Annotated in this window: 23 protein-coding genes; 2 read left to right on the forward strand and 21 right to left on the reverse strand. The window is 32.9% G+C overall.

Going from position 1 to position 20,982, the window contains the following annotated elements:
* Window positions 1-72 precede the first annotated feature (72 nt).
* The 19 genes from CN946_RS09580 to CN946_RS09675 form a co-directional block, all read right to left on the reverse strand.
* Window positions 73-573, reverse strand: coding sequence for an acyltransferase (locus tag CN946_RS09580; RefSeq protein WP_098860920.1), 501 nt, complete (start codon window positions 571-573; stop codon window positions 73-75).
* Window positions 570-1,217, reverse strand: a complete 648-nt coding sequence (gene ppaX, locus CN946_RS09585) for a pyrophosphatase PpaX (RefSeq protein ID WP_098860921.1) — start codon at window positions 1,215-1,217, stop codon at window positions 570-572. Before ppaX ends, CN946_RS09580 begins: the two co-directional genes overlap by 4 nt.
* Window positions 1,218-1,230: 13 nt before the next feature.
* Entirely contained in the window at window positions 1,231-2,172 is a 942-nt protein-coding gene (locus CN946_RS09590) for a nucleoside recognition domain-containing protein (protein WP_098860922.1), read from the reverse strand.
* A 27-nt stretch (window positions 2,173-2,199) separates the two neighbouring features.
* Window positions 2,200-3,012, reverse strand: a complete 813-nt coding sequence (lgt, locus tag CN946_RS09595) for a prolipoprotein diacylglyceryl transferase (RefSeq protein ID WP_098232000.1) — start codon at window positions 3,010-3,012, stop codon at window positions 2,200-2,202.
* Window positions 3,013-3,033: 21 nt separating this feature from the next.
* Window positions 3,034-3,975: an HPr(Ser) kinase/phosphatase gene (hprK, locus tag CN946_RS09600; protein WP_098232001.1), complete on the reverse strand. Its 942-nt coding sequence runs from the start codon at window positions 3,973-3,975 to the stop codon at window positions 3,034-3,036.
* A gap of 284 nt (window positions 3,976-4,259) precedes the next feature.
* A complete protein-coding gene (locus CN946_RS09605; RefSeq protein WP_098860923.1) occupies window positions 4,260-4,634 on the reverse strand; it encodes a phage holin family protein in 375 nt (124 codons plus the stop codon).
* A complete protein-coding gene (locus tag CN946_RS23430) occupies window positions 4,635-4,829 on the reverse strand; it encodes a PspC domain-containing protein (RefSeq protein ID WP_098860924.1) in 195 nt (64 codons plus the stop codon). It abuts the gene before it with no gap.
* Between the two features lie 302 nt (window positions 4,830-5,131).
* Complete coding sequence (uvrA, locus tag CN946_RS09615; RefSeq protein WP_098860940.1) at window positions 5,132-7,990, reverse strand: excinuclease ABC subunit UvrA; 2,859 nt, start codon at window positions 7,988-7,990, stop codon at window positions 5,132-5,134.
* 14 nt (window positions 7,991-8,004) lie between these two features.
* Complete coding sequence (uvrB, locus tag CN946_RS09620) at window positions 8,005-9,990, reverse strand: excinuclease ABC subunit UvrB (protein ID WP_098860925.1); 1,986 nt, start codon at window positions 9,988-9,990, stop codon at window positions 8,005-8,007.
* A gap of 286 nt (window positions 9,991-10,276) precedes the next feature.
* Window positions 10,277-11,545, reverse strand: coding sequence for a hypothetical protein (locus tag CN946_RS09625; RefSeq protein ID WP_098860926.1), 1,269 nt, complete (start codon window positions 11,543-11,545; stop codon window positions 10,277-10,279).
* Window positions 11,546-11,558: 13 nt separating this feature from the next.
* The gene (locus CN946_RS09630; RefSeq protein WP_098860927.1) at window positions 11,559-12,401 is read right to left on the reverse strand and encodes a hypothetical protein; all 843 of its coding nucleotides are present in this window, start codon (window positions 12,399-12,401) and stop codon (window positions 11,559-11,561) included.
* Window positions 12,398-13,087 carry an ABC transporter ATP-binding protein gene (locus CN946_RS09635; protein ID WP_056469792.1) on the reverse strand — a complete coding sequence of 230 codons (690 nt, stop codon included), beginning with the start codon at window positions 13,085-13,087 and terminating at the stop codon, window positions 12,398-12,400. Before CN946_RS09635 ends, CN946_RS09630 begins: the two co-directional genes overlap by 4 nt.
* Window positions 13,088-13,480: a GntR family transcriptional regulator gene (locus CN946_RS09640; RefSeq protein WP_098860928.1), complete on the reverse strand. Its 393-nt coding sequence runs from the start codon at window positions 13,478-13,480 to the stop codon at window positions 13,088-13,090.
* 420 nt (window positions 13,481-13,900) lie between these two features.
* On the reverse strand, window positions 13,901-14,197 hold the full coding sequence (locus CN946_RS09650) for a DUF5345 family protein (protein WP_098860930.1): 297 nt from the start codon (window positions 14,195-14,197) through the stop codon (window positions 13,901-13,903).
* Window positions 14,190-14,729, reverse strand: a complete 540-nt coding sequence (sigY, locus tag CN946_RS09655) for an RNA polymerase sigma factor SigY (protein WP_098860931.1) — start codon at window positions 14,727-14,729, stop codon at window positions 14,190-14,192. Before sigY ends, CN946_RS09650 begins: the two co-directional genes overlap by 8 nt.
* Before the next feature lie 149 nt (window positions 14,730-14,878).
* Window positions 14,879-15,484: a flavin reductase family protein gene (locus CN946_RS09660; protein ID WP_098860941.1), complete on the reverse strand. Its 606-nt coding sequence runs from the start codon at window positions 15,482-15,484 to the stop codon at window positions 14,879-14,881.
* A 16-nt stretch (window positions 15,485-15,500) separates the two neighbouring features.
* Window positions 15,501-16,106: an alpha/beta hydrolase gene (locus tag CN946_RS09665; RefSeq protein WP_098860932.1), complete on the reverse strand. Its 606-nt coding sequence runs from the start codon at window positions 16,104-16,106 to the stop codon at window positions 15,501-15,503.
* Between the two features lie 2 nt (window positions 16,107-16,108).
* A complete protein-coding gene (locus tag CN946_RS09670; protein ID WP_098860933.1) occupies window positions 16,109-17,050 on the reverse strand; it encodes a ring-cleaving dioxygenase in 942 nt (313 codons plus the stop codon).
* 19 nt (window positions 17,051-17,069) lie between these two features.
* Entirely contained in the window at window positions 17,070-17,513 is a 444-nt protein-coding gene (locus CN946_RS09675) for a MarR family winged helix-turn-helix transcriptional regulator (protein ID WP_098860934.1), read from the reverse strand.
* Window positions 17,514-17,772: 259 nt separating this feature from the next.
* On the opposite strand from CN946_RS09675, the gene CN946_RS09680 reads away from it, so the two are divergent.
* A complete protein-coding gene (locus CN946_RS09680; protein WP_098860935.1) occupies window positions 17,773-18,483 on the forward strand; it encodes a polysaccharide deacetylase family protein in 711 nt (236 codons plus the stop codon).
* 30 nt (window positions 18,484-18,513) lie between these two features.
* Here CN946_RS09680 and CN946_RS09685 read toward each other — a convergent pair whose 3' ends face one another.
* A complete protein-coding gene (locus CN946_RS09685) occupies window positions 18,514-19,080 on the reverse strand; it encodes a VanZ family protein (RefSeq protein WP_098860936.1) in 567 nt (188 codons plus the stop codon).
* A 272-nt stretch (window positions 19,081-19,352) separates the two neighbouring features.
* Between CN946_RS09685 and CN946_RS09690 the strand changes: the two genes are divergently transcribed.
* The gene (locus CN946_RS09690; protein WP_098860937.1) at window positions 19,353-20,009 is read left to right on the forward strand and encodes a glycosyltransferase; all 657 of its coding nucleotides are present in this window, start codon (window positions 19,353-19,355) and stop codon (window positions 20,007-20,009) included.
* Between the two features lie 71 nt (window positions 20,010-20,080).
* Here CN946_RS09690 and CN946_RS09695 read toward each other — a convergent pair whose 3' ends face one another.
* Window positions 20,081-20,869: an EcsC family protein gene (locus CN946_RS09695; RefSeq protein ID WP_098860938.1), complete on the reverse strand. Its 789-nt coding sequence runs from the start codon at window positions 20,867-20,869 to the stop codon at window positions 20,081-20,083.
* Window positions 20,870-20,982: the final 113 nt, after the last annotated feature.

Raw genomic sequence — 20,982 nt, forward strand, 5'->3', positions numbered from 1 at the left:
TTATCTAAAATAAGTTGTCAAAGTATTATTTTAACCGAAACAAAAAATATTGAAAACCACTTTTTTAAGAGTTTAAATAGTAGTTTCAGATTGAGGTAATGAAATAATAACCATTGGATTACCTCCAACAAATGCACCAGCTGGAACATCTTTGTTGACAAGTGTTGCAGCTGAAACTTTCGCTCCATCACCAATTGTGACACCTGGCAGGATTGTCGTATTTGCACCAACTAACACATTATTACCAATAATAACTTCTCCTAATCGATATTCATTAATTAAATATTCATGCGCCAAGATTGTTGTATTATAGCCGATAATCGAATTCCTACCAACTGAAATTAATTCTGGAAACATTAAATCAGGCGTTACTTTAAAAGCAAAGGATGTATACTCTCCTACTTTCATTCCAATGAGATTCCTATACATCGAGTTTTTCAGTCTAAAGAAAGGGATATACCGAGCTATTTCAATGACAATAGTATTTCGAAATGTTTTCCAAAATGAAACAGTCTTGTAGACTTGCCAAAGTGAATTTTCACCTTCAATTAGGTAGTGTTTCGTTTTCCTCAATTCTCATCAATCCCTAAAATTGGTAAGAGATCGCTCATCTTCTCAAGCATAAAATCAGGTTTAAATGTAGCTAAAAATTCTTTTCCTTTTAGTGACCAAGCAACACCTGCTGTTTTCGTTCCAGCATTTTGACCACCTTCAATATCATGGTAATTATCGCCCACCATTATACTCTCTTCAGGAATAGAATTTAATTTTTTTAAAGCTAATTGAATCGGTTCTGGATGTGGCTTTGCATTTTGTACGTCATCAATTGTGATAACAGTATCAAAGAATTGCTTTAATCGACTAAAACTTAAGCCCATTTCAACAACATTTCGTGCCTTTGTTGTTACAATCCCAATTTTATAGCCTAATTTGTGTAAAGTTTCAATCGTCTCATAAACCGTTTCATACTCCTCAACAAACTCATCATGCATCTCCATATTAAAACTGCGATATTCCGAGATTAACTCATCAACTCTTTCTGCATCTACCGTAGAGAATGATTCAGTTAAAGTTGGACCCATAAAAGGTATAACATGTTCACGTTTATATTGTTCAGGATAATATTTATTTAAAGTATGCAAGAATGATGCAATAATTAATTCGTTTGTATTGATTAAAGTACCATCTAAATCAAAAAGTATCGTATTTATTTTCATCAGAATTTCCTTTCTATTTCACTTCAGCTTTTAAATTTGATTCAGTTTTTCTACCAACTCTTCCTACGATTCTTGCAACTATACAAGTAACAACTAATGCGACAAAGAAACGAATTAAAAATAAGTATAAAACTGGAATCCCTAAAGGAATAAAGAGAAGTGTATCTTCTACTACAGCATGACAAGCTACTAAAAATAAGAAAACGAGGTATAAATCTCGTTTCGAAACACCATCTTCTTTAACGGCTTGAATCATAACACCTGCTCCAAAAGCTAATCCAAAAAACAATCCCGCAGCTAATGTAACTCCAGCTTTTGCTTCAACACCGATTAATTTAGTAAATGGAGATAGTGCTTTTGTTATATAGTTCATCCACCCAAAATCTTTTGCAATTTGAATAACTAGCATTAATGGAAAAACAATTTTAATAAGGTTTAAAATACCCATTAATGACGAGATGATGGCATTATAAACGATCTCCCATCCTGACTGGTTAACGCTTTCTGCAACAGCAATGCCTTTATGAACAATTTCTGTTCCACCAGACCAAAAGAAATGGATACAAATAGCAGATATAATTGCAAATCCAATCCTTACTAAAACAACAAAAGATGCTCGAACTCCTACAGCAGTAGCTACTGTCGTTTCAACAAATAGATTATGAGAAAAACTTAACATAACTGCAAGGATCAATGCCTCCTTAACAGTTAAATCCATCGGTAGCATTGCTCCAAGGGCTGCATATAGATTTAAAACATTTCCTAAAACTAATACTAATGCTGCATCTCCCTTTAAACCAATAAAACTCATTAGTGGTTCAAGAAGATTAACAAACCAGTCCATTAGTGCAGTTTCTTTAATAATCGTTAAAATGAAAGAAATAGGGAAAATTATTTTCCCTATTTTCCAAGAAGTTTGTAAACCAACTAGTAACCCTCTCTTTAAAGTTTCCAACGTGCTTCCCACTCCTGTTTTACAAACTTATGCGTCTAAATAACGCTCATTCGATAACCCCTTAACTCTACGATAAACAAGAATGATAATAGATAGTATGATAATTACGACTGAAATAAATTGTGCCATTCTAATTGTACTTGTTAACATTAAACTATCTGTTCTTAGTCCTTCAATAAAGAAACGACCAACTGAGTACCAAATTAAATATGTTAAAAACATTTCACCACGTCTAAGGTTCACTCTTCTTAAAATTAGTAAGAAAATAATCCCTAATAAACTCCATAATGATTCATATAAAAATGTTGGATGATAATACGTTCCATCGATATACATTTGATTAATGATCCAAGTAGGTAAATGAAGACTTTCTAAAAATGATCTAGTTACCGGTCCACCATGAGCCTCTTGGTTCATGAAGTTTCCCCAACGTCCTAGCATTTGGCCTACTAAAATACTTGGTGCTGCGATATCTGCAAGCTTCCAAAATGAAATGCCTCTTTTCTTTGCAAAGAAGTAACTAGCAATAAATGCTCCAATTAAACCACCATGAATAGCTAATCCGCCATGCCAAATGGCCGGTATTTCACTAACATGCTTAGAATAGTAGCTCCACTCAAAGAGCACATAATAAATTCTAGCCCCTATAATTGCTGAAGGTAGAGCTACTAGAATAAGATCCAAAAATGTATCATCAGGTATTCCACGTCGTTTACTTTCACGAATTGCCAACCACAAACCTAACACAACACCTAATCCGATCAAAACCCCATACCACTTTATTGAAAGAGGACCTAAGTGTAAAAATACTTTATCTAATGGCTGAATATTTGACTCCATTTCAATTTCCCCACTTTTTCATTAAATTAAATCACTAACATTATTACCGCCTTGAATTACTTTCTCTAAACGATCTGCAAATTGCTGAGCAGCATTTACACCCATATTTTTCAAACGGAAATTCATCGCTGCTACTTCAATAATAACAGCTAAATTCCGACCTGGTCGAACAGGCAAAGTGATTTTTGAAATATCTGTATCTAATATTTTAAGTTTTTCATCGTCTAAGCCAACTCGGTCGTATACCTTTTGGGAGTCCCAAGTCTCTAAATCAATGTTCAACGTAATGCGCTTGTAATTACGAACAGAACCTGCTCCGAAAAGAGTCATTACATTAATAATTCCTAATCCACGAATTTCTAATAAATGCTCAATTAATTCTGGCGATGAACCAATCAGCGTATCCTCATCAGTTTGACGAATCTCTACTGAATCATCTGCTACTAATCGATGACCACGTTTTACTAACTCTAGAGCCGTTTCACTTTTACCTACTCCACTTTTTCCAGTAATTAATACACCGACACCATAAATATCTACTAGTACACCGTGTAATGCTGTAGTTGGAGCAAGTTTAGCCTCTAAATAACTCGTAAGTCTACTATACATTTTAGTTGTCTTACTGTTTGAGAGTAAAATAGGTACGCCAGTTTCTTCACCTGCTTCAATTAATTCGGATGGAATTTCTAAACCACGTGTCACGATAATACAAGGCGTATCATCTGCACAAAGCTTTCTTAATCGATTATGTTTTTCTTCGTCAGTTAAGCTATGATAAAAAGTTAATTCTGTCTTCCCTAATATTTGCACTCGATCAGATGGATAGTATGTAAAAAAACCCGCAACCTCTATACCTGGGCGAGATAAGTCAGTCGTGTTAATCGAACGATTCAAACCTGCACTTCCACTAATGACCTCTAATTTAAAATACTCAACTAAATTCTTTGTACGTAATTTAGCCATACAAGCCTCCTAAGGATTAATAATTATGTATTATCTCTCATATTGTACCATTTTTAAACTTTGTGGGAAAATGTCGACAAGTCAGTAAATGGGCTAAAACGATTAAAAATCATTAATGTAAAAGTGAATTTATCACGATATTTAGTAACTTCAATCAGTTTTAGCATTTAATATAATCAGTTAAATAACAATGGTGTTCACAAAATGTTCGAAAATCCCATTAATCTAAAAAAACAAAAAAAGAGACTCTCAAAAGTACTTTAACTTAAGAGACGCCTCTTTTTCTACCGATGACAATGCTTTTTTTTGTCCTTTGAACCAAACACAAAATATTGAATTAACATACTGAATGTACTAATTAGAATCGATGCGATAATAGCAGTGACAAAACCATTTACTCGTAAGGCATCCCCTAATAAATAATCAGTAATTTCAAGCGTAAATGCATTAATAATAAACAGGAATAATCCCATTGTAAAAATGGTTACAGGTAAAGTGATTAAAATTAAGACTGGGCGAATAATTGTATTTAAGATCGATAACACCAATGCAGCAATGATAGCCGTTGGAATATTTTTTACATAAAAATCTGGTTGCAGAAATCCTGCTACTACAATAAAAACTAAGCTATTAATAGCTAATGAAAATAACCATCTCATTTATTTCACGTCACCTTCTTCTGGAACAACAAATATCCAAATTAAATACACAAATAGAAGTGCTCCAAATCCTACGAAGAATAATATAACAAACAGTAAACGGATTAATGTACTGTCCAAATTAAAATACTTACCCAATCCACCACAAACACCCGCAAGCATAGAATCTTTAGAAGATCGATATAGTCTTTTCACAAAAATCTCCTCTCTATCGATACGCCCTCATTTTTTTATCATTACTAATTTTTCTATTTCATTATTTATTCTATGTTAAAACATTAAAGAAATGTGGACTACTTTTCAAGTAAAAGGCATTAGGAATGACATTAACAAATCTAAAAAAAAACAAATACAAAGAAAAAGAAGAATAGTTGATTTCCGTTCCAGAATGCTCTTATCCAGCTAATTCAACTGGAGCTGAGCATCCTTTTCGTTCCAATCAACTACTCTATCACATCAATATTTCAATAGCTATACACTTATAAAAAGAGGCTTTTTTAAGATTCCATCAATGCCAATCTTTTTTCCATTCTAGCTTTGTCACGTTCTAATACTACTTTTAAATACTTACCTGTATGAGACGCTTCGACTTTACATAGTTTCTCTGGTGTACCAGTTGCTACGATTGTACCACCTTTGTCTCCACCTTCTGGTCCTAAATCGATTAGATGGTCGGCTGCTTTAATGACATCTAAGTTATGTTCAATTACAAGTACAGTATCTCCATTATCTACTAGTCTTTGTAAAACAACTAATAATCGTGCAATATCATCAACATGAAGCCCTGTAGTAGGTTCATCTAATATATATAAAGTTCTTCCATTCGTACGTTTATGAAGCTCGGAAGCTAGTTTTACACGTTGTGCTTCTCCGCCAGATAATGTTGTAGCAGGTTGACCTAATGTAATATAACCTAAACCTACATCATTTAACGTTTGAAGTTTACGTTTAATCTTAGGAATATTTTCAAAGAATGAAACTGCATCCTCAACTGTCATATTTAAAACTTCAGAGATCGATTTATCTTTATACTTTACTTCTAAAGTTTCTCGATTATATCGTTTACCATGACAAATCTCACATGGTACGTAAACATCAGGTAAGAAATGCATTTCGATTTTTATAATTCCATCGCCTCGACATGCTTCACATCTACCACCTTTAACGTTGAAGCTAAAACGACCTTTCTTATAACCGCGAACTTTTGACTCATTCGTAGCGGCATATACATCTCGAATATCATCAAATACACCAGTATAAGTAGCTGGATTTGAACGAGGAGTACGACCAATTGGTGATTGATCAATATCAATAACCTTCTCCAATTGTTCAATCCCTTTTATTTCTTTATGCTCCCCTGGACGTACTTTCGATCCATTTAATTTTTGAGCTAGTGATTTATATAAAATCTCATTAATTAATGTACTTTTCCCTGATCCTGATACACCTGTTACAGCAACGAACGTGCCTAATGGGAATGAAGTTGATACATTTTTTAAATTGTTTTCTTTTGCTCCAACAATTTTAATTTCACGTCCATCGCCTTTTCTACGCTCAAGCGGTACAGGAATAAACTTTTCACCCGATAAGTACTTCCCTGTTAATGAATTATGATCATTCATTACTTCATTTGGCGTTCCTTGTGAAATGACCTGTCCACCGTGAATACCAGCTCCCGGTCCGATATCAATTAAATAATCTGCTGCTAGCATCGTATCTTCATCATGTTCTACAACAATTAATGTATTTCCGATGTCTCTCATATTTAACAATGTTGAGATTAAACGATCATTATCACGTTGGTGTAATCCAATTGATGGCTCATCCAAAATATATAATACACCAGTTAATCTCGAACCAATTTGAGTCGCTAAACGAATCCTTTGAGCTTCTCCACCAGATAATGTACCTGCAGCTCGGTTCAATGTTAAATAATCTAAACCTACATTTACTAAAAAGCCTAAACGCTCTCTAATTTCTCGAAGGATAAGATTTGCAATTTTTTCTTGTTTTGGCGTTAAATCAAGCGATCCAAAGAAATCAAACGCTTCTTTAACTGACATTTTTGTTACTTCACCGACATGCAAGCCACCAATAAATACTGCAAGAGCCTCTTTTCTTAGACGATGCCCTTTACAAGTTGGACAATGTTGTTGAGCCATGTATTTTTCCATTTGCTCACGAATAAAATCTGAAGATGTTTCTTTAAAACGTCTTTCTACATTTGAAATAACGCCTTCAAATTCAATCATTGCTTCACGTACATGACCTTGCTCGTTATCATATTTAAAATAGATTTGTTCGCCATTACTACCATAAAGAATTTTATCTTGTAGATCTTTTGGTATGTCTTTAAATGGAATATTCATATCAATTCCGTAATGATTACAAACACTCTCTAGTAATTGCGGATAATACATTGAGCTAATTGATTCCCACGGTGCTATAGCATTTTCTTTAAGTGTTAATTCATCATTTGGGATAACTAAGTTTATATCCACTTCTAATTTCGTTCCTAATCCATCACATGAATGACAAGCCCCAAACGGGCTGTTAAACGAAAACATGCGCGGTTCTAATTCTCCAATTGAGAAACCACACAGTGGACATGCATGATGTTCACTAAAAAGTAATTCTTCTTCACCTATTACATCAATGATAACTCGACCTTCTCCTAGTTTTAATGCTGTTTCAAGAGAATCAGCTAGTCGAGATGCTACACCATCTTTTACAACAATACGGTCAATTACAACTTCAATTGAATGCTTCTTATTTTTCTCTAATTCTATTTCTTCAGATACATCAAATAACTCACCGTCAACACGAACACGAACGAACCCTTGTTTTTTAATTTCTTCAAATACTTTTACATGTGTCCCTTTACGACCAGATACCACTGGAGCAAGCACTTGAAGTTTCGTTCGTTCAGGATACTCCATTACACGATCTACCATTTGTTCAACTGTTTGAGACGAAATTTCGATACCATGATTTGGACAAATCGGAGTTCCAATACGAGCATAAAGAAGTCTTAAATAGTCGTAAATCTCTGTTACAGTACCAACTGTCGAACGAGGATTTCGGCTAGTCGTTTTTTGATCAATTGAAATCGCAGGTGAAAGTCCTTCAATTGAATCAACATCAGGTTTATCCATTTGACCTAAAAATTGACGAGCATACGCAGATAAAGATTCTACATATCTGCGTTGACCTTCTGCATAAATTGTATCAAATGCTAGAGATGACTTACCTGATCCCGATAATCCAGTCACAACTACTAATTGATTACGAGGAATCGTTACATCGATATTTTTTAAGTTATGCGCTCTGGCCCCTTTAATAATTATTTCATTCATACTTTTCAAGTTCTTCACCTCTCAGACTTCAATTCTAATATTAAGTCACGAAGTTCTGTTGCTCGTTCAAAATCAAGAGCCTTCGCTGCGTCCTTCATTTCCATTTCAATAGATTGAATAAATAAATGACGTTCTTTTTTGTTCATTTTCTTATATTTAGCACTAATGCCGTTTTCATAAACTTCTTCTTCTTCAGCTACAGAAGTAGCTCGAATCACATCACGTACTTGCTTAATAATCGTTTTAGGAGTGATTCCATGTTTTTTGTTATATTCTTCCTGAATCTCACGACGACGTTTTGTTTCATTAATAGCAATATCCATTGAATTCGTCATTTTATCAGCATACATAATAACATGACCATTTGAATTCCTTGCAGCTCGACCAATTGTTTGGATTAATGAACGTTCAGATCGTAAAAATCCTTCTTTATCTGCATCTAAAATTACAACTAATGAAACTTCAGGAATATCTATACCTTCACGTAAAAGGTTAATACCAATTAACACATCATATTTACCTAAACGGAGATCACGAATAATTTCAATTCGTTCAAGCGTTTTAATTTCAGAATGTAAATAGTTAACCTTAATTCCTATTTCTTTCAAATAATCCGTTAAATCTTCAGACATTTTCTTCGTTAGAGTAGTAATTAGTACTCTCTCATTTTTAGAAATGCGATTACGAAGCTCATCGATCAGATCGTCAATTTGACCTTCAATCGGACGAACATCTATCGTCGGATCTAGTAGACCTGTTGGACGAATAATTTGCTCTACTTTCTCAGGGCACAGCTCTAGCTCATATGGTCCAGGTGTAGCAGTTACGTATATAGTTTGTTGAACTTTTTCTACAAACTCTGCAAATTTTAAAGGTCGATTATCCAATGCTGAAGGCAGACGGAATCCATGATCTACTAATACTTGCTTTCGAGCTTGGTCACCGTTAAACATTCCTCGAATTTGCGGAACCGTAACATGTGACTCGTCAATCACCATTAAGAAATCTTCTGGAAAATAGTCTAATAATGTATAAGGCGTAGAACCTGGTGGTCTCAGCGTCAGATGACGAGAATAGTTTTCAATTCCAGAACAAAATCCCATCTCGTTCATCATTTCTAAATCATATCTAGTTCGTTGCTCAAGTCTTTGAGCTTCTAGTAACTTGCCGTTATCTCTCATTTCCTTTAATCGTTCTTCTAACTCAACTTCAATATTTTTAATGGCGATTTTCATTTTTTCTTCACGGGTAACGAAGTGGGAAGCTGGGAAAATTGCAACGTGTTCACGGTCACCTAAAATTTCACCTGTTAATGCGTCAACTTCTCTAATTCTCTCAATTTCATCACCAAAAAATTCCACACGAATACAGTGCTCATCACGTGATGCTGGGAATATTTCAACAACATCTCCACGAACTCGGAATGTACCACGTGAGAAGTCAATATCATTACGCGCATACTGAATATCTACTAGTTTATGTAATAGTTCATCTCGACTAATTTCCATTCCAATACGAAGAGAACAAACTAATTCACGATATTCTTCAGGAGAACCTAAACCGTAAATACAAGAAACACTCGCTACAATAATGACATCCTTACGTTCAAAAAGGGAGGAAGTCGCAGAGTGACGTAATTTATCAATTTCATCATTAATACTCGAATCTTTTTCAATATAAGTATCCGTTTGAGGTACATAAGCTTCTGGCTGAAAATAATCATAGTAACTAACAAAATACTCAACTGCATTATTTGGAAAAAAATCTTTTAATTCGCTATATAATTGCCCTGCTAATGTTTTATTGTGAGCAAATACTAATGTTGGTTTTCCTACTTCTTTAATTACATTTGAAATGGTAAACGTTTTTCCCGTACCTGTTGCACCCAATAAAACTTGATGCTCTTTACCATTTATAACCCCATCAACTAACTGCTTAATCGCATTTGGCTGATCGCCTTGAGGTGAATAATTAGAAACTACCTCGAATTCCTGCTCCATCTTCCCCGCCTCCATTTCCAAAACATACCTATCCTTCTATTTTACCACAAAATTTCAAAAATCAATCAAAAACAGAACAAACGTACTTTAAAAATAATCATCTTTACATATTACCGATGATTAAGTACAAATTCAAGTAATTAAACTAGAACGTATATTCCTTAAATGAAGTATAAGGTAAAGAAAAAAGAACAGAAATAAAGAAAGAAGAAGGAGTAGGAAAAGATTTTATAAGTTTTATAAAATCCTTCCCTATAACCAATCTCTTAACTTTTTCCTGCCCTACTTATTCAACCTTAAAATCATATACTTGTAATTTTTTTAATGCTTTACTAGGATTTCCTTTAATATTCTTTACTTCAATCTTACCTTCGAAAACACTTTGTCCGTTTGTTAAGTCAGTAATACTGAATTCTTTATTGCTCTTTCCTAGACCCTCTACATTATTCGTAATTGCGTATAGTTTACCGTCAATAACTTTATAATTTGAAAGATTATTAGCATTAATTTTAGAAGCAAGTACTGGTACACCTTCAACTTTTTTATTGTTAAGGTTATACTTTAATACTGAAAAATCTTTATCACCGTTCGTTATAAAATACAAGTTATCTTTATCAATGATTACATTACTCTGCTTCAATTGTTCTTTTTGTTCATTCGATAAATTTAAAGTTTCTTCTTTATCAGTTTCTAAATTAAATACGAATACTTCATTACTAATTTCTTCAGTTGTTGTTTCTCCATTCGTTTGAACCGTATCCTTTAGTTTTGCCTTTTTGTAAACACTGAATTTAGAAGGAATCGTTTGATCTGATTCTGATATCGTATTTTGTAATTCAGTATGAGTGTGTGTCTTTTGGTCATTGGATGATTTATTAATCACTTTACGATCAACAATTTTCTTTTGGTTTACATTAATTCGATACATAACTAGTTCAGTTTGATCGACATTTACATCTGATTTTGTATTATTATCTATCGTTTTATTTTGATAAGTAGTGACAACTAAATCTTTACCGATTAATTGTACATCCTCTACATCAATATATGAGTAGTTTTCTTCACTTGGGATATCAATTTTAAATTTATAACGGTCTTTATTTTGAAGATCAAGACCATCTATATACATTTTAAAATGATTATTTTGATGCTCATACGTACCATCAAGTTTTCCACCTTTTACCTCGGCGTGCCATGCAAAATCTTTATCGATATAAAATTGAGAAGAAGAAATTTTTCCGCGCATAAAGTTTCTTTCTTTCTTTTTTAAATCATTTAATTTTTTTAAGTCATAGTATTCACTATCAAGTTCACTAAGAATTGAATTAGTATCTTTATATTCACTTCCGTCAGTAGTGATACTTAAGCCCCTACCTCCATCCTGACCGTATCCACCGCTAAGAACTAAATTTTCAACGTATTTCGAATCTCCATTTTCAGTCTTTAAGTAAAATTTAGGCAACTTGCTTTCTGACATAGCTACTTTCGTAAAAAACGTGCCTATACTGATTGTCGTGACAACGGCTATTGCTGCCAAATTACGATATCGCTTCATTCTAAACTCCTCCTTACACCGATACTTTGTTTTTTAATAAATATTTACTAAATAAGATTGAACCTGTAATAATGATTGCAAAAAGACCTATTTCCATATAAACGACTTCGCTTGGATAAAATGAGAAATCATTTCCAAAAACGTAAGATTGAATAATCTCTGGTATAAGAATTAAAACTACAATCGCCATAGCGTATAATATCCCAAATATTATACCTTTCCAGCGATAACTACGTTCTAATAGTATGAATGTAAAAAGAGTAAACACTAATCCCATTCCAATAAGATACCTAAAAATAAAATCCACAAAATTACTTGGTAAAATCATTTGAAAAATAGTAGGACTCATAAAAAGGTCTATCGTACTCATTTTCCCTAAAAGTTCACTTGGAACGATTTGTTGAAATACGTTTATTTCAATCGGTAAAAGTATTAGTTGAAAAGCGAGCAAACTCAAAACCATAATTAAGATTGTAGTCGCTTTAGCAAAGTAAATTGTCATTCTTGAAGTTGGTAGCATAAATAAACGGTAAATAAATGTATTTTTCCCAAAATAATCTCTGTACCAAATGATAAATACATAGAACATCATTAAAGCTATACATATAACAATTGGACCAATAAATAATGGATGATTAGCAACGTGGTTAAAGCTTAGCAATCCATTTGATGCAATGAATTCCTCAGTTGCTTTCATAGAGCTTGCGTAATTTGCATCATTCGCTGTGTTCATATAAGAAGACTTTACTAAAAACAAACTCACAAACTGTGAAATAGCTACTATAATCAGTAACCCTATATATAATTTAAAAAATCGATTAACTTCAAAATTAACTAGTTTTAAATATCGATTCAAGACTCATACACCTCTCTCATTACGTCCATCACTGATTTACCTTCTTCTAATCGAATTTCTTCTGTATAAAACTCTTTCAGTATTTCGCCGTTATCTAATAAAACGACCTTATCGATTAAATGCTCAATATCACTAATTTCATGAGTAGTTATAATCACGCCTCGATCCTCAATTAAGTGACTCGTAAACACTTTTGCAATTTGTTCTCTACTAAACATATCGATACCAGAAAAAGGTTCATCCATCAGAACATAATCTACATCTAGTCCTAAACCAAAAAGTAAATTTGCTTTTGCAGCATTTCCTTTTGAAAGCTCACCTAGTTTCTCGTCTTCCTTTAAACGGAAAAATCCAAGTAATTCTTTTGCACGCTCTGGATTCCAATTCACATAAAAATCCTTCATAAACTGCATTGCTTCTCCAACTGTAAAACTAGGAAGCATTGTAAGTGTATCTGGAATAAAGGTAATATTTTCGTACATTGTATGATTCATTTTCTTATCATCTATTAATATTTCACCGCGATCGATTGGCGTAATCCCCATAATCGCCTTCATCGTTGTAGACTTACCAACACCGTTAATACCAATTAAACAAGTGATTTCTCCTTTATTTGCAGTGAATGAAATATCACGTAAAACGTTTTTCCGACCATATTTTTTTGAAACATTTTTTACTTGGATCATTTAAGCATCTCCCTTCTTTTCTTCTTTTATCTTTTGTTCATAGTTTTGTTTAACCATTGTAAGTAACTCTTCCACAGGAACATTTATTACTTTAATTGAATCGACGAATTCATTTACAGCTTCCATAATCAATTCATTTCGTACACCATTTAACACTTTTATATCAGTCGTAATCTTACTAGGGAAATTTCGTTCAGTCGTAATCAATCCTTGTTCCTCCATTTCCTTGTATGCTTTTTGTACAGTATTTGGATTTATATTAAATTGAACAGCTAATTCTCTTCTTGATGGTATTTCTTGACCAGCTTCGAATAGTCTTTTGGCAATTTGTTGTTTAAAATGCCTAACGACCTGTAAATAAACGGGTTCACGGTTATTCACTATAAATTCCATCAATCCACCTCCTCGTTCTATATACGATTTTTGTAGTATGTGTGTGTACTGCTTAGTTCATACACTTAGTACATAACGACGTGTATTACTTAATTAATACACCTTATACATGTACTATACATGTAGTACACCGAAATTGTCAAACACAAATTTAAAAATACTAGACTAAAATTGAACCGAACCGTTCCAATTAGTCTAGTATTCCTACACTATCCTTAATTTAGTTTTTTTCGATCTTTTCGAACAACTAAAAAGTAAAAGAAGACACTAGGCCAAGGGAATTGAATCATTCCTAACAGCCCCCATAACCAGGCTGAACGATTTCTCTTTTTAGCTTTTGTAAAAAGTGTGATACTTTGAGTTATTAAAATTATAAAGACTAAAATTAATATGATAATATTTTCTGTTGTCCATTCCACTTTAGATCAACTCACTTTCAATTTTCTTTTTATCTCGTTTAAAAATAATCGGTAGTGCAATAAAGCCTAAACCTTGAATAATAACAATGCTTACTGGTGCCTTTAAAGCAACAAGAAGTGCTCCGATGAATAGACTGCATGCTACACAGATAAATACGATTAGTTCTTTAAGAAAAATGGTTTTCTTTTTTTCCTGGTGTATTTTAATTTTTTCTGTAATCTCATTGATTGAAGGTTCGTTAATATTCGTTATTTCATCAAACTGCTTAAATGCTGAAACAATTTCTTTTTTATCCATCTTGCATTAACTCCTTTCTTAATTCCTTCATCCCATTATGAATTCTTGATTTAACCGTTCCTTCTCGAATTCCCATCATATTTCCAATTTCTTCGTTCGTATAGCCGTAGTAATGCTTTAATAATATGGCCGCTCGCACTTCCGATTTAAGCTTTTCAAAACCCTCCATAATATCACTCCACTCAAACCCTTTATAAGCCAACTGCCAATTTAAGGAACGTGATAATTCTACAGACTCATTTTTTTGCCAAAACCATTCACGCTTTTTCTTTCTTTGTTGATCTAAATAAAGTCTAGTAGCGATTGTAATTAGCCAAGTTGAAAATTTGGATTGACCATTGTATTTCTTTATATTGTCATAACCTTTCAACATCGTATCCTGCACTAAATCTTCTGCAGTTTGTTGATTTAACGTCATCTTTAAAAAGTATTTATATAAAAAGGAATAATGGACTTGAAAAAGTTTCGCAAATGCATCTTGGTCACCTTGCTGAGCATCCTTTATAATTTCTAATTCATCTAAATCAGCCATTTCCTCCTCCCTTCTTGCTAATCTATACAATTTTTATTTGGTTTCATTTGTTATACGATTAGGTTCTGCATATCGTTCATTTTTCTTTTAATTTTTTTCAAAAAAAAAGTGAAGGGTAAATTCTACTTTACCCTTCACTCTTTTTAAACTTATTTAGGACGATCAATCGTAAACATTTCCCCAACTTTAGCATAGTCATTCCCTGCTAAACGACTAACTGCTTTTAAGCCATCTGCATCTATCCGTCCATTTTCATAAATATCATCTTCTATATGAAAATAAACAACCTTGCCTATTAATAAGTCACAAGCCTCATTATCTTTACCTAATGGAATCGCCTGTTCTAAAATACATTCCATACGAATTTTTGACTCTTTCACACCTGGAACTGAAACCATTACGCTTTCTACTGGTGTTAAGCCTGCTAATTCAACTTCACTTTCAGTAGGTGGCAATGCAGCTGCTGTTTTATTAATCTCTTCAACATTTGATTCATCAACAATATGGACAACGAACTCTTTTTTCTCAATCGCATTTCTAGCTGTATCTTTTTGTTTACCATTTTGTCGCTGAACAGATACAGATATCATAGGTGGATTAGACGTTACGATGTTGAAATAACTAAATGGTGCACCATTTAAGACATTCTCATTTGATTCAGTTGTAACAAAAGCAATTGGCCTTGGAATAATTCCACCAATTAAGAACTTATAATTATCACGATCACTTAAATCTGCTGGAGAAAAAGATTTCATCATTATTGCATACTCCTTAAAAGTTATTTTTGTACCAATCAGCTGCTGCTTCAATTTCCGATCTTGTTAGGCTATGCCCCATGTTTTCCCAATGAGTAACGACTTTTGCACCAGCACCGTCTAATAATGATGCTAATTCTTCTGTTTCTTGTGGTAAACAGATTGGATCATTTTTCCCTGCACCAATGAAGACTGATACATCTTTCATATTTGGTAATTCTAAATCACGAATCGGTACCATTGGATGCAATAGCATTGCTCCTTTAAATACATTTTCATAATGGAACAGTAGACTTCCAGCAATGTTTGCACCGTTTGAATAACCAATTGCAATCATATTGTTTGGATCAAATCCATGTTCTTTGGATGCCGAATCAATAAACTCTTTTAATTCTTTTGTACGGATAACTAAATCTTCCATATCAAATACACCTTCAGCTAATCGCTTAAAAAAACGTGGCATTCCATTTTCGCTTACATTACCTCTTACAGATAAAACAGAAGCTTCATCATCGATCATACCTGCGATAGGTAATAGATCAAGTTCATTTCCACCTGTACCATGTAATAATAAAAATGTTGGCTTTGATGGATTACTTCCTCTATTAAATACGTGCTTCATCGTCATTCTCCTTTCACTTCTCTAACAACAATTGGTTGCAAGTGATTTTCTATTATTTCACGATGTGGTTCCTGCCACTTTGGTAGCATTAACTGTTCACCTAAATGGTCTATATTTTCATCAATCATAAATCCTGGTGGATCAGTTGCAATTTCAAATAATAATCCACCATTTTCACGAAAATAAATTGCGTTAAAATAATTTCGATCTTTTACTTCAGTAACTCCATAATGATGGTCATATAACTTATCTTGCCATTTTACATGTTCTTCATCATTACTTGCCCTCCATGCAATATGATGGACAGTTCCTACTCCCATTGAACCTCTTCCTACTGCTGCTAATTCAATATCGATAATATTTCCGATATCACCGGCTGCTTTAAAACGTAAATAGTTACCCTCTTGACCTAAGCATTCTAATTCCATTACGTTTTCCAACAGTTCAGCTGTTTTATTTGGTGCTCCAGAATATAAAACTGCACCACCAAACCCTTTAATGGCTACATCCTTTGTAACCCCATTAAATTCCCAAGTATTTTCCTGGCCAGCTACCCTTGCTACTAATTCAAGCTGTAAGCCATGAAAGTCTTCAAATTGAAGAAATGTTTCTCCAAATCGACTTACTTTTTTTGTATGAATATTAAATGATACTAAACGGTTTTCCCAAAATTCCATTGAGTTAGCTGGGATTAAGAATGTAGTGATTCCTACTTGCCCACTTCCTACTTTTCCTCTATACGCATTTGCCCAAGGGAAAAAAGTCATGATCGTCCCAGGTTTTGCAGTTTCGTTTCCAAAATAAAAGTGATACGTACCTGGATCATCAAAATTAATTGTTTTTTTCACAAAGCGTAAACCTAAAATCCCAGCGTAAAAATCCATATTTTCTTGTGGATCACCAACTATCGCAGTGATATGATGTATGCCTTTCATTTTCTCCATAAACTTCCTCCGTTCTAATTCATTTTTTATTTAATTTTCTTAATAAAGTAAGTAATTGTAATTGCTCTTCTTCAGTTAATTTGCTGAATTGAGCTTGTTGAAATTCATCTTGTGAAGGTACGATTTCTTCATACATTTCTTGACCGATCTCTGTTAAAGAGAGATATTTGTTTTTCCATTCTACTTCTCTTTTAATCCATTGTAGCTCTTCCATTTTCTTTAATAGATGAGTCACATTTCCTTTTGTAACAACTAATTTATCGGCTAATTCTTGCTGAGTAAGACGCTTATTTCTCCCAACATGGACTATTACATCAAATTGAGCAGTCGTCAGTCCCCACTTTTTCAATTGATTATTTGATTCTCTAACATTTTTAAGATAAAAACGAGCTAATCGAAACCAAAGTAATACTGCTAAATTTTTTGATTTATTTGTAGAAGCTTCATTATGACTATTTAACATTTTTGCACCTCTTTGATCGATCTTGTTATCAGTTTAATACTAAACTGATAACTTTGCAAGTAGATTGTTTTATCTAAATAAAAACCTATTTACAAAAATTACTTTCGAATTCATATCTATTGCATACCTTAAAATACTGTATTACACTACTTCTTCTATCTCTCTTAAATTTCCTTTAATTTCCTTCATTTATTCTTTTTTTAATTAGTGATGATATAATTATGTTTAACTTCAATAACCAGAAAGACAGGTAAAATAGATGAAAAAAAGATTACTGAAAATAAGTGCAAGTATTCTAATTTTGTTTCTGATCTTATTTGGATTGTACAAGCTAATGAATGCAAGATCTTTTCAGCTTTTTGGAGGATTAACAAACGAAGTACACACCAATCAAAAAGTAGTTGCTTTAACATTTGATGACGGTCCAACTAAAAATGTTGATGACATTCTACCACTTTTAGATCAATACAATGCAAAGGCTACTTTTTTTCTAATCGGTAATGAAATTGAAAAGAATCCCGAAGAAGCCAAAAAAATTGTCGATGCGGGACAACAGGTGGGAAATCATACATATTCTCATGTCAGAATGGTGCTAAAATCACCTATATTTATCAAAAATGAAATAGAAAAGACAGACAAACTAATTCGAAAAGCTGGCTATAGAGGGGAAATTGAATTCCGTCCACCAAATGGGAAAAAACTATTTGGCTTACCATATTACATGCATGAACATAACCGAGAAACAATTACTTGGAATTTGGAGCCAGATACTTTTTACACAAGTCCTAAAGATAAAATAAACTATGTAAAGAAAAATATTAAACCCGGCTCAATTATTTTAATTCATCCGATGTATGATAAAACTGGTAAAGAATTGGAAACAATTAAGGGGATATTGAATTTATTAACGAAAGATGGATATAAATTTGTGACAGTGAAAGAACTTCAGAAGTTACAAAAAGACAAGTAGCATCATGCTCCTTGTCTTTTTATATATTGATTAACGACTTTCATCTAATAGTCTTGGTTTAATCGATAATTTAGTACTTAAACTAAAGACTACGACTCCTAACACAGTACCAAATGTATTTAATAATAAATCATCAATGTCACATGATCGATAATTATATCCAAGAAAAAGTCCAGTGGTTCCTTGGATTATTTCGATCCCTAAACTTACAGTAAAACCAACAAATATCGTTTTACTTTTCATAATTTTAGGATTTAGAACTGGCAATGCAAATCCTAATGGCATAAATAATACAATATTTCCGCCAACTTGCTTTAGAGCAATTGAAAATGATCCATATCTTATTGAATCTACAACTACTTTAAAAGGGACAAAATTATTTGTGTATCCCAAGTGATCCTCAATCATGACTTGAATTAGATATTTCTGATAAGGAAATGGGAACAAAGTAAAATCCACTAGACAAGTAATGTAGATTCCAAAGATTATCCAATATAAATATTTTAATAGAGTAATATAACCTTTAAATAATCTATAACCAAAAAATAAAATGATTAAAGTCATTATAAAGATACTAGGATATAAATAATTTAACAAAGCTTTCCTCCCCCCTCACCTTCCAAGGAATAAGAAACAACTTGCTGCGTGTAAATTTTTCCATTTTTTACCACAACTTATTATACTATATCAAAATCACTATTTTTTATATAGTTCATCTAATCATTTTTGATGTTTTCCATATAAGTCAGGTGCTTTCTCTAGAATTATTACTTTCACAATTGAGAGAAATAAAAACTTTGAATATTACTTGAAAAAAAATCCAAAATAAAACTGGTACACTTTGAAAACATCCCAAAGGAGACATCTAAATGAAGAAACAATTACTTAAATTCACATCTCTATTTTTATGTTTTGCACTAATTTTATCCCCTATTAAATCCAGTGCCGAGCAAGTAGATACACGAGCTCATGGAAGATTCATTAGTAAATCAGCGTGTAAATTCCAAGGTGATATGAGAAAGCTTTGGATGGATCATACGATTTGGACTAGTAAGTATATTGTTAGCGCGGTTGCTGGAATGCCAGATAAGGACATAGTACTTGCTCGACTATTAAGAAATCAACAAGATATTGGAAACGCAGTTAAACCTTATTATGGTGCTGCGGCAGGAGATCAGCTTGCTAAACTATTAACTGACCATATTGTATTGGCTGGTAAAATCATTGATGCTGCTAAAGCGAATGATATGGCAACTTTAAAAACGTTAAACGATCAATGGTTTAAAAATGCAGATGACATTGCTGCATTTTTGAGTAAAGCAAATCCAAATTGGACAAATCAAGCTTTAAAAGACTTGCTATACAAGCATCTAAAAATGGTAACAAATGAAGTTGTAACAAGAATACAAATGAATTGGGACGGCAATGTAAAAGCATTTGACGCTGGTCTTGATCACATTATCGTTTTAGCAGATGCATTGTCTTCGGGCATTATTAAGCAATTCCCAAATAAATTTAAAAATTAAACAAACGTTTGATTTATGAATTCAACAAAAAAGATGAATTTAGCTCTAATCTAAATTCATCTTTTTTCTATTTATTTTAAATCATGCAATCTTTCCATGATCCGTCTTTTTTTATAAAGCATTCTTCCAGCTTCGCCAACATCTTCAATTGCTTGTTTATTTACATATGCACCAAATATTAAACCTGCAATCGGGACCATTTGAAACAGTTTCTTCCAGCCCATGTTATCGCGATATGTATAAAATACTTCTCTCCAACCTTCAATTTGAGAAAAGGCTTTTTTTCCTTCTATATTTGTTAACTCTTCTAATATCGCCTTTTTACCAACTATATCAGCAGATGTAAATTGTAAGCATTTAATAATGAAGACTCTCTCCATTTGATCATTGGGATCATATCCATAAGAAATCGCTATTTCTTGAAGTGTTTTTAATGTAATTCCTAATAAAATTGGTATATCAATCGCAATCGTAAACATTCCACCAAAACCTGTTGTCGCTCCTTGGACCTTTGCAAATTGTTTACGACTAGCAATAAAACTATTCGAGACAAGATCCATTTGTTCAAGACTAAGTTGATTGACCATTTCCACTTCGGTTAATTCTTGAATAGAAAGCTCCTTACTCATCCTAGTTAGAGTTGAAGGAACACTAACTAAATATTGACCACCAGCATTCACATACTTAGATAGTTCATCTAAAATAACTCCAATCTTATCGTGAATGAACTTAGGTGTAATTTTATCCAAAATCATAAATGGAATTCTACCGATTTTCTCCCAAAAAAATACGCTTTTTTGATCTTTTTCCCATTTTTCAATTTCATTAAGCTGCGTTATTAGATATTCTTTCGTTTCCATAAACACTCCTAAAATTTTTAATCTGAACATAGTGACTACTAAAACTATAAAGCTTTTTGTGAAAAAAACCAAAAATAAAAAGGGCTTTTCTTATGTTAATATCCCCTCATAGT

This window comes from Bacillus sp. AFS053548 (assembly GCF_002575105.1).
GTDB lineage: Bacteria > Bacillota > Bacilli > Bacillales > Bacillaceae_G > Gottfriedia.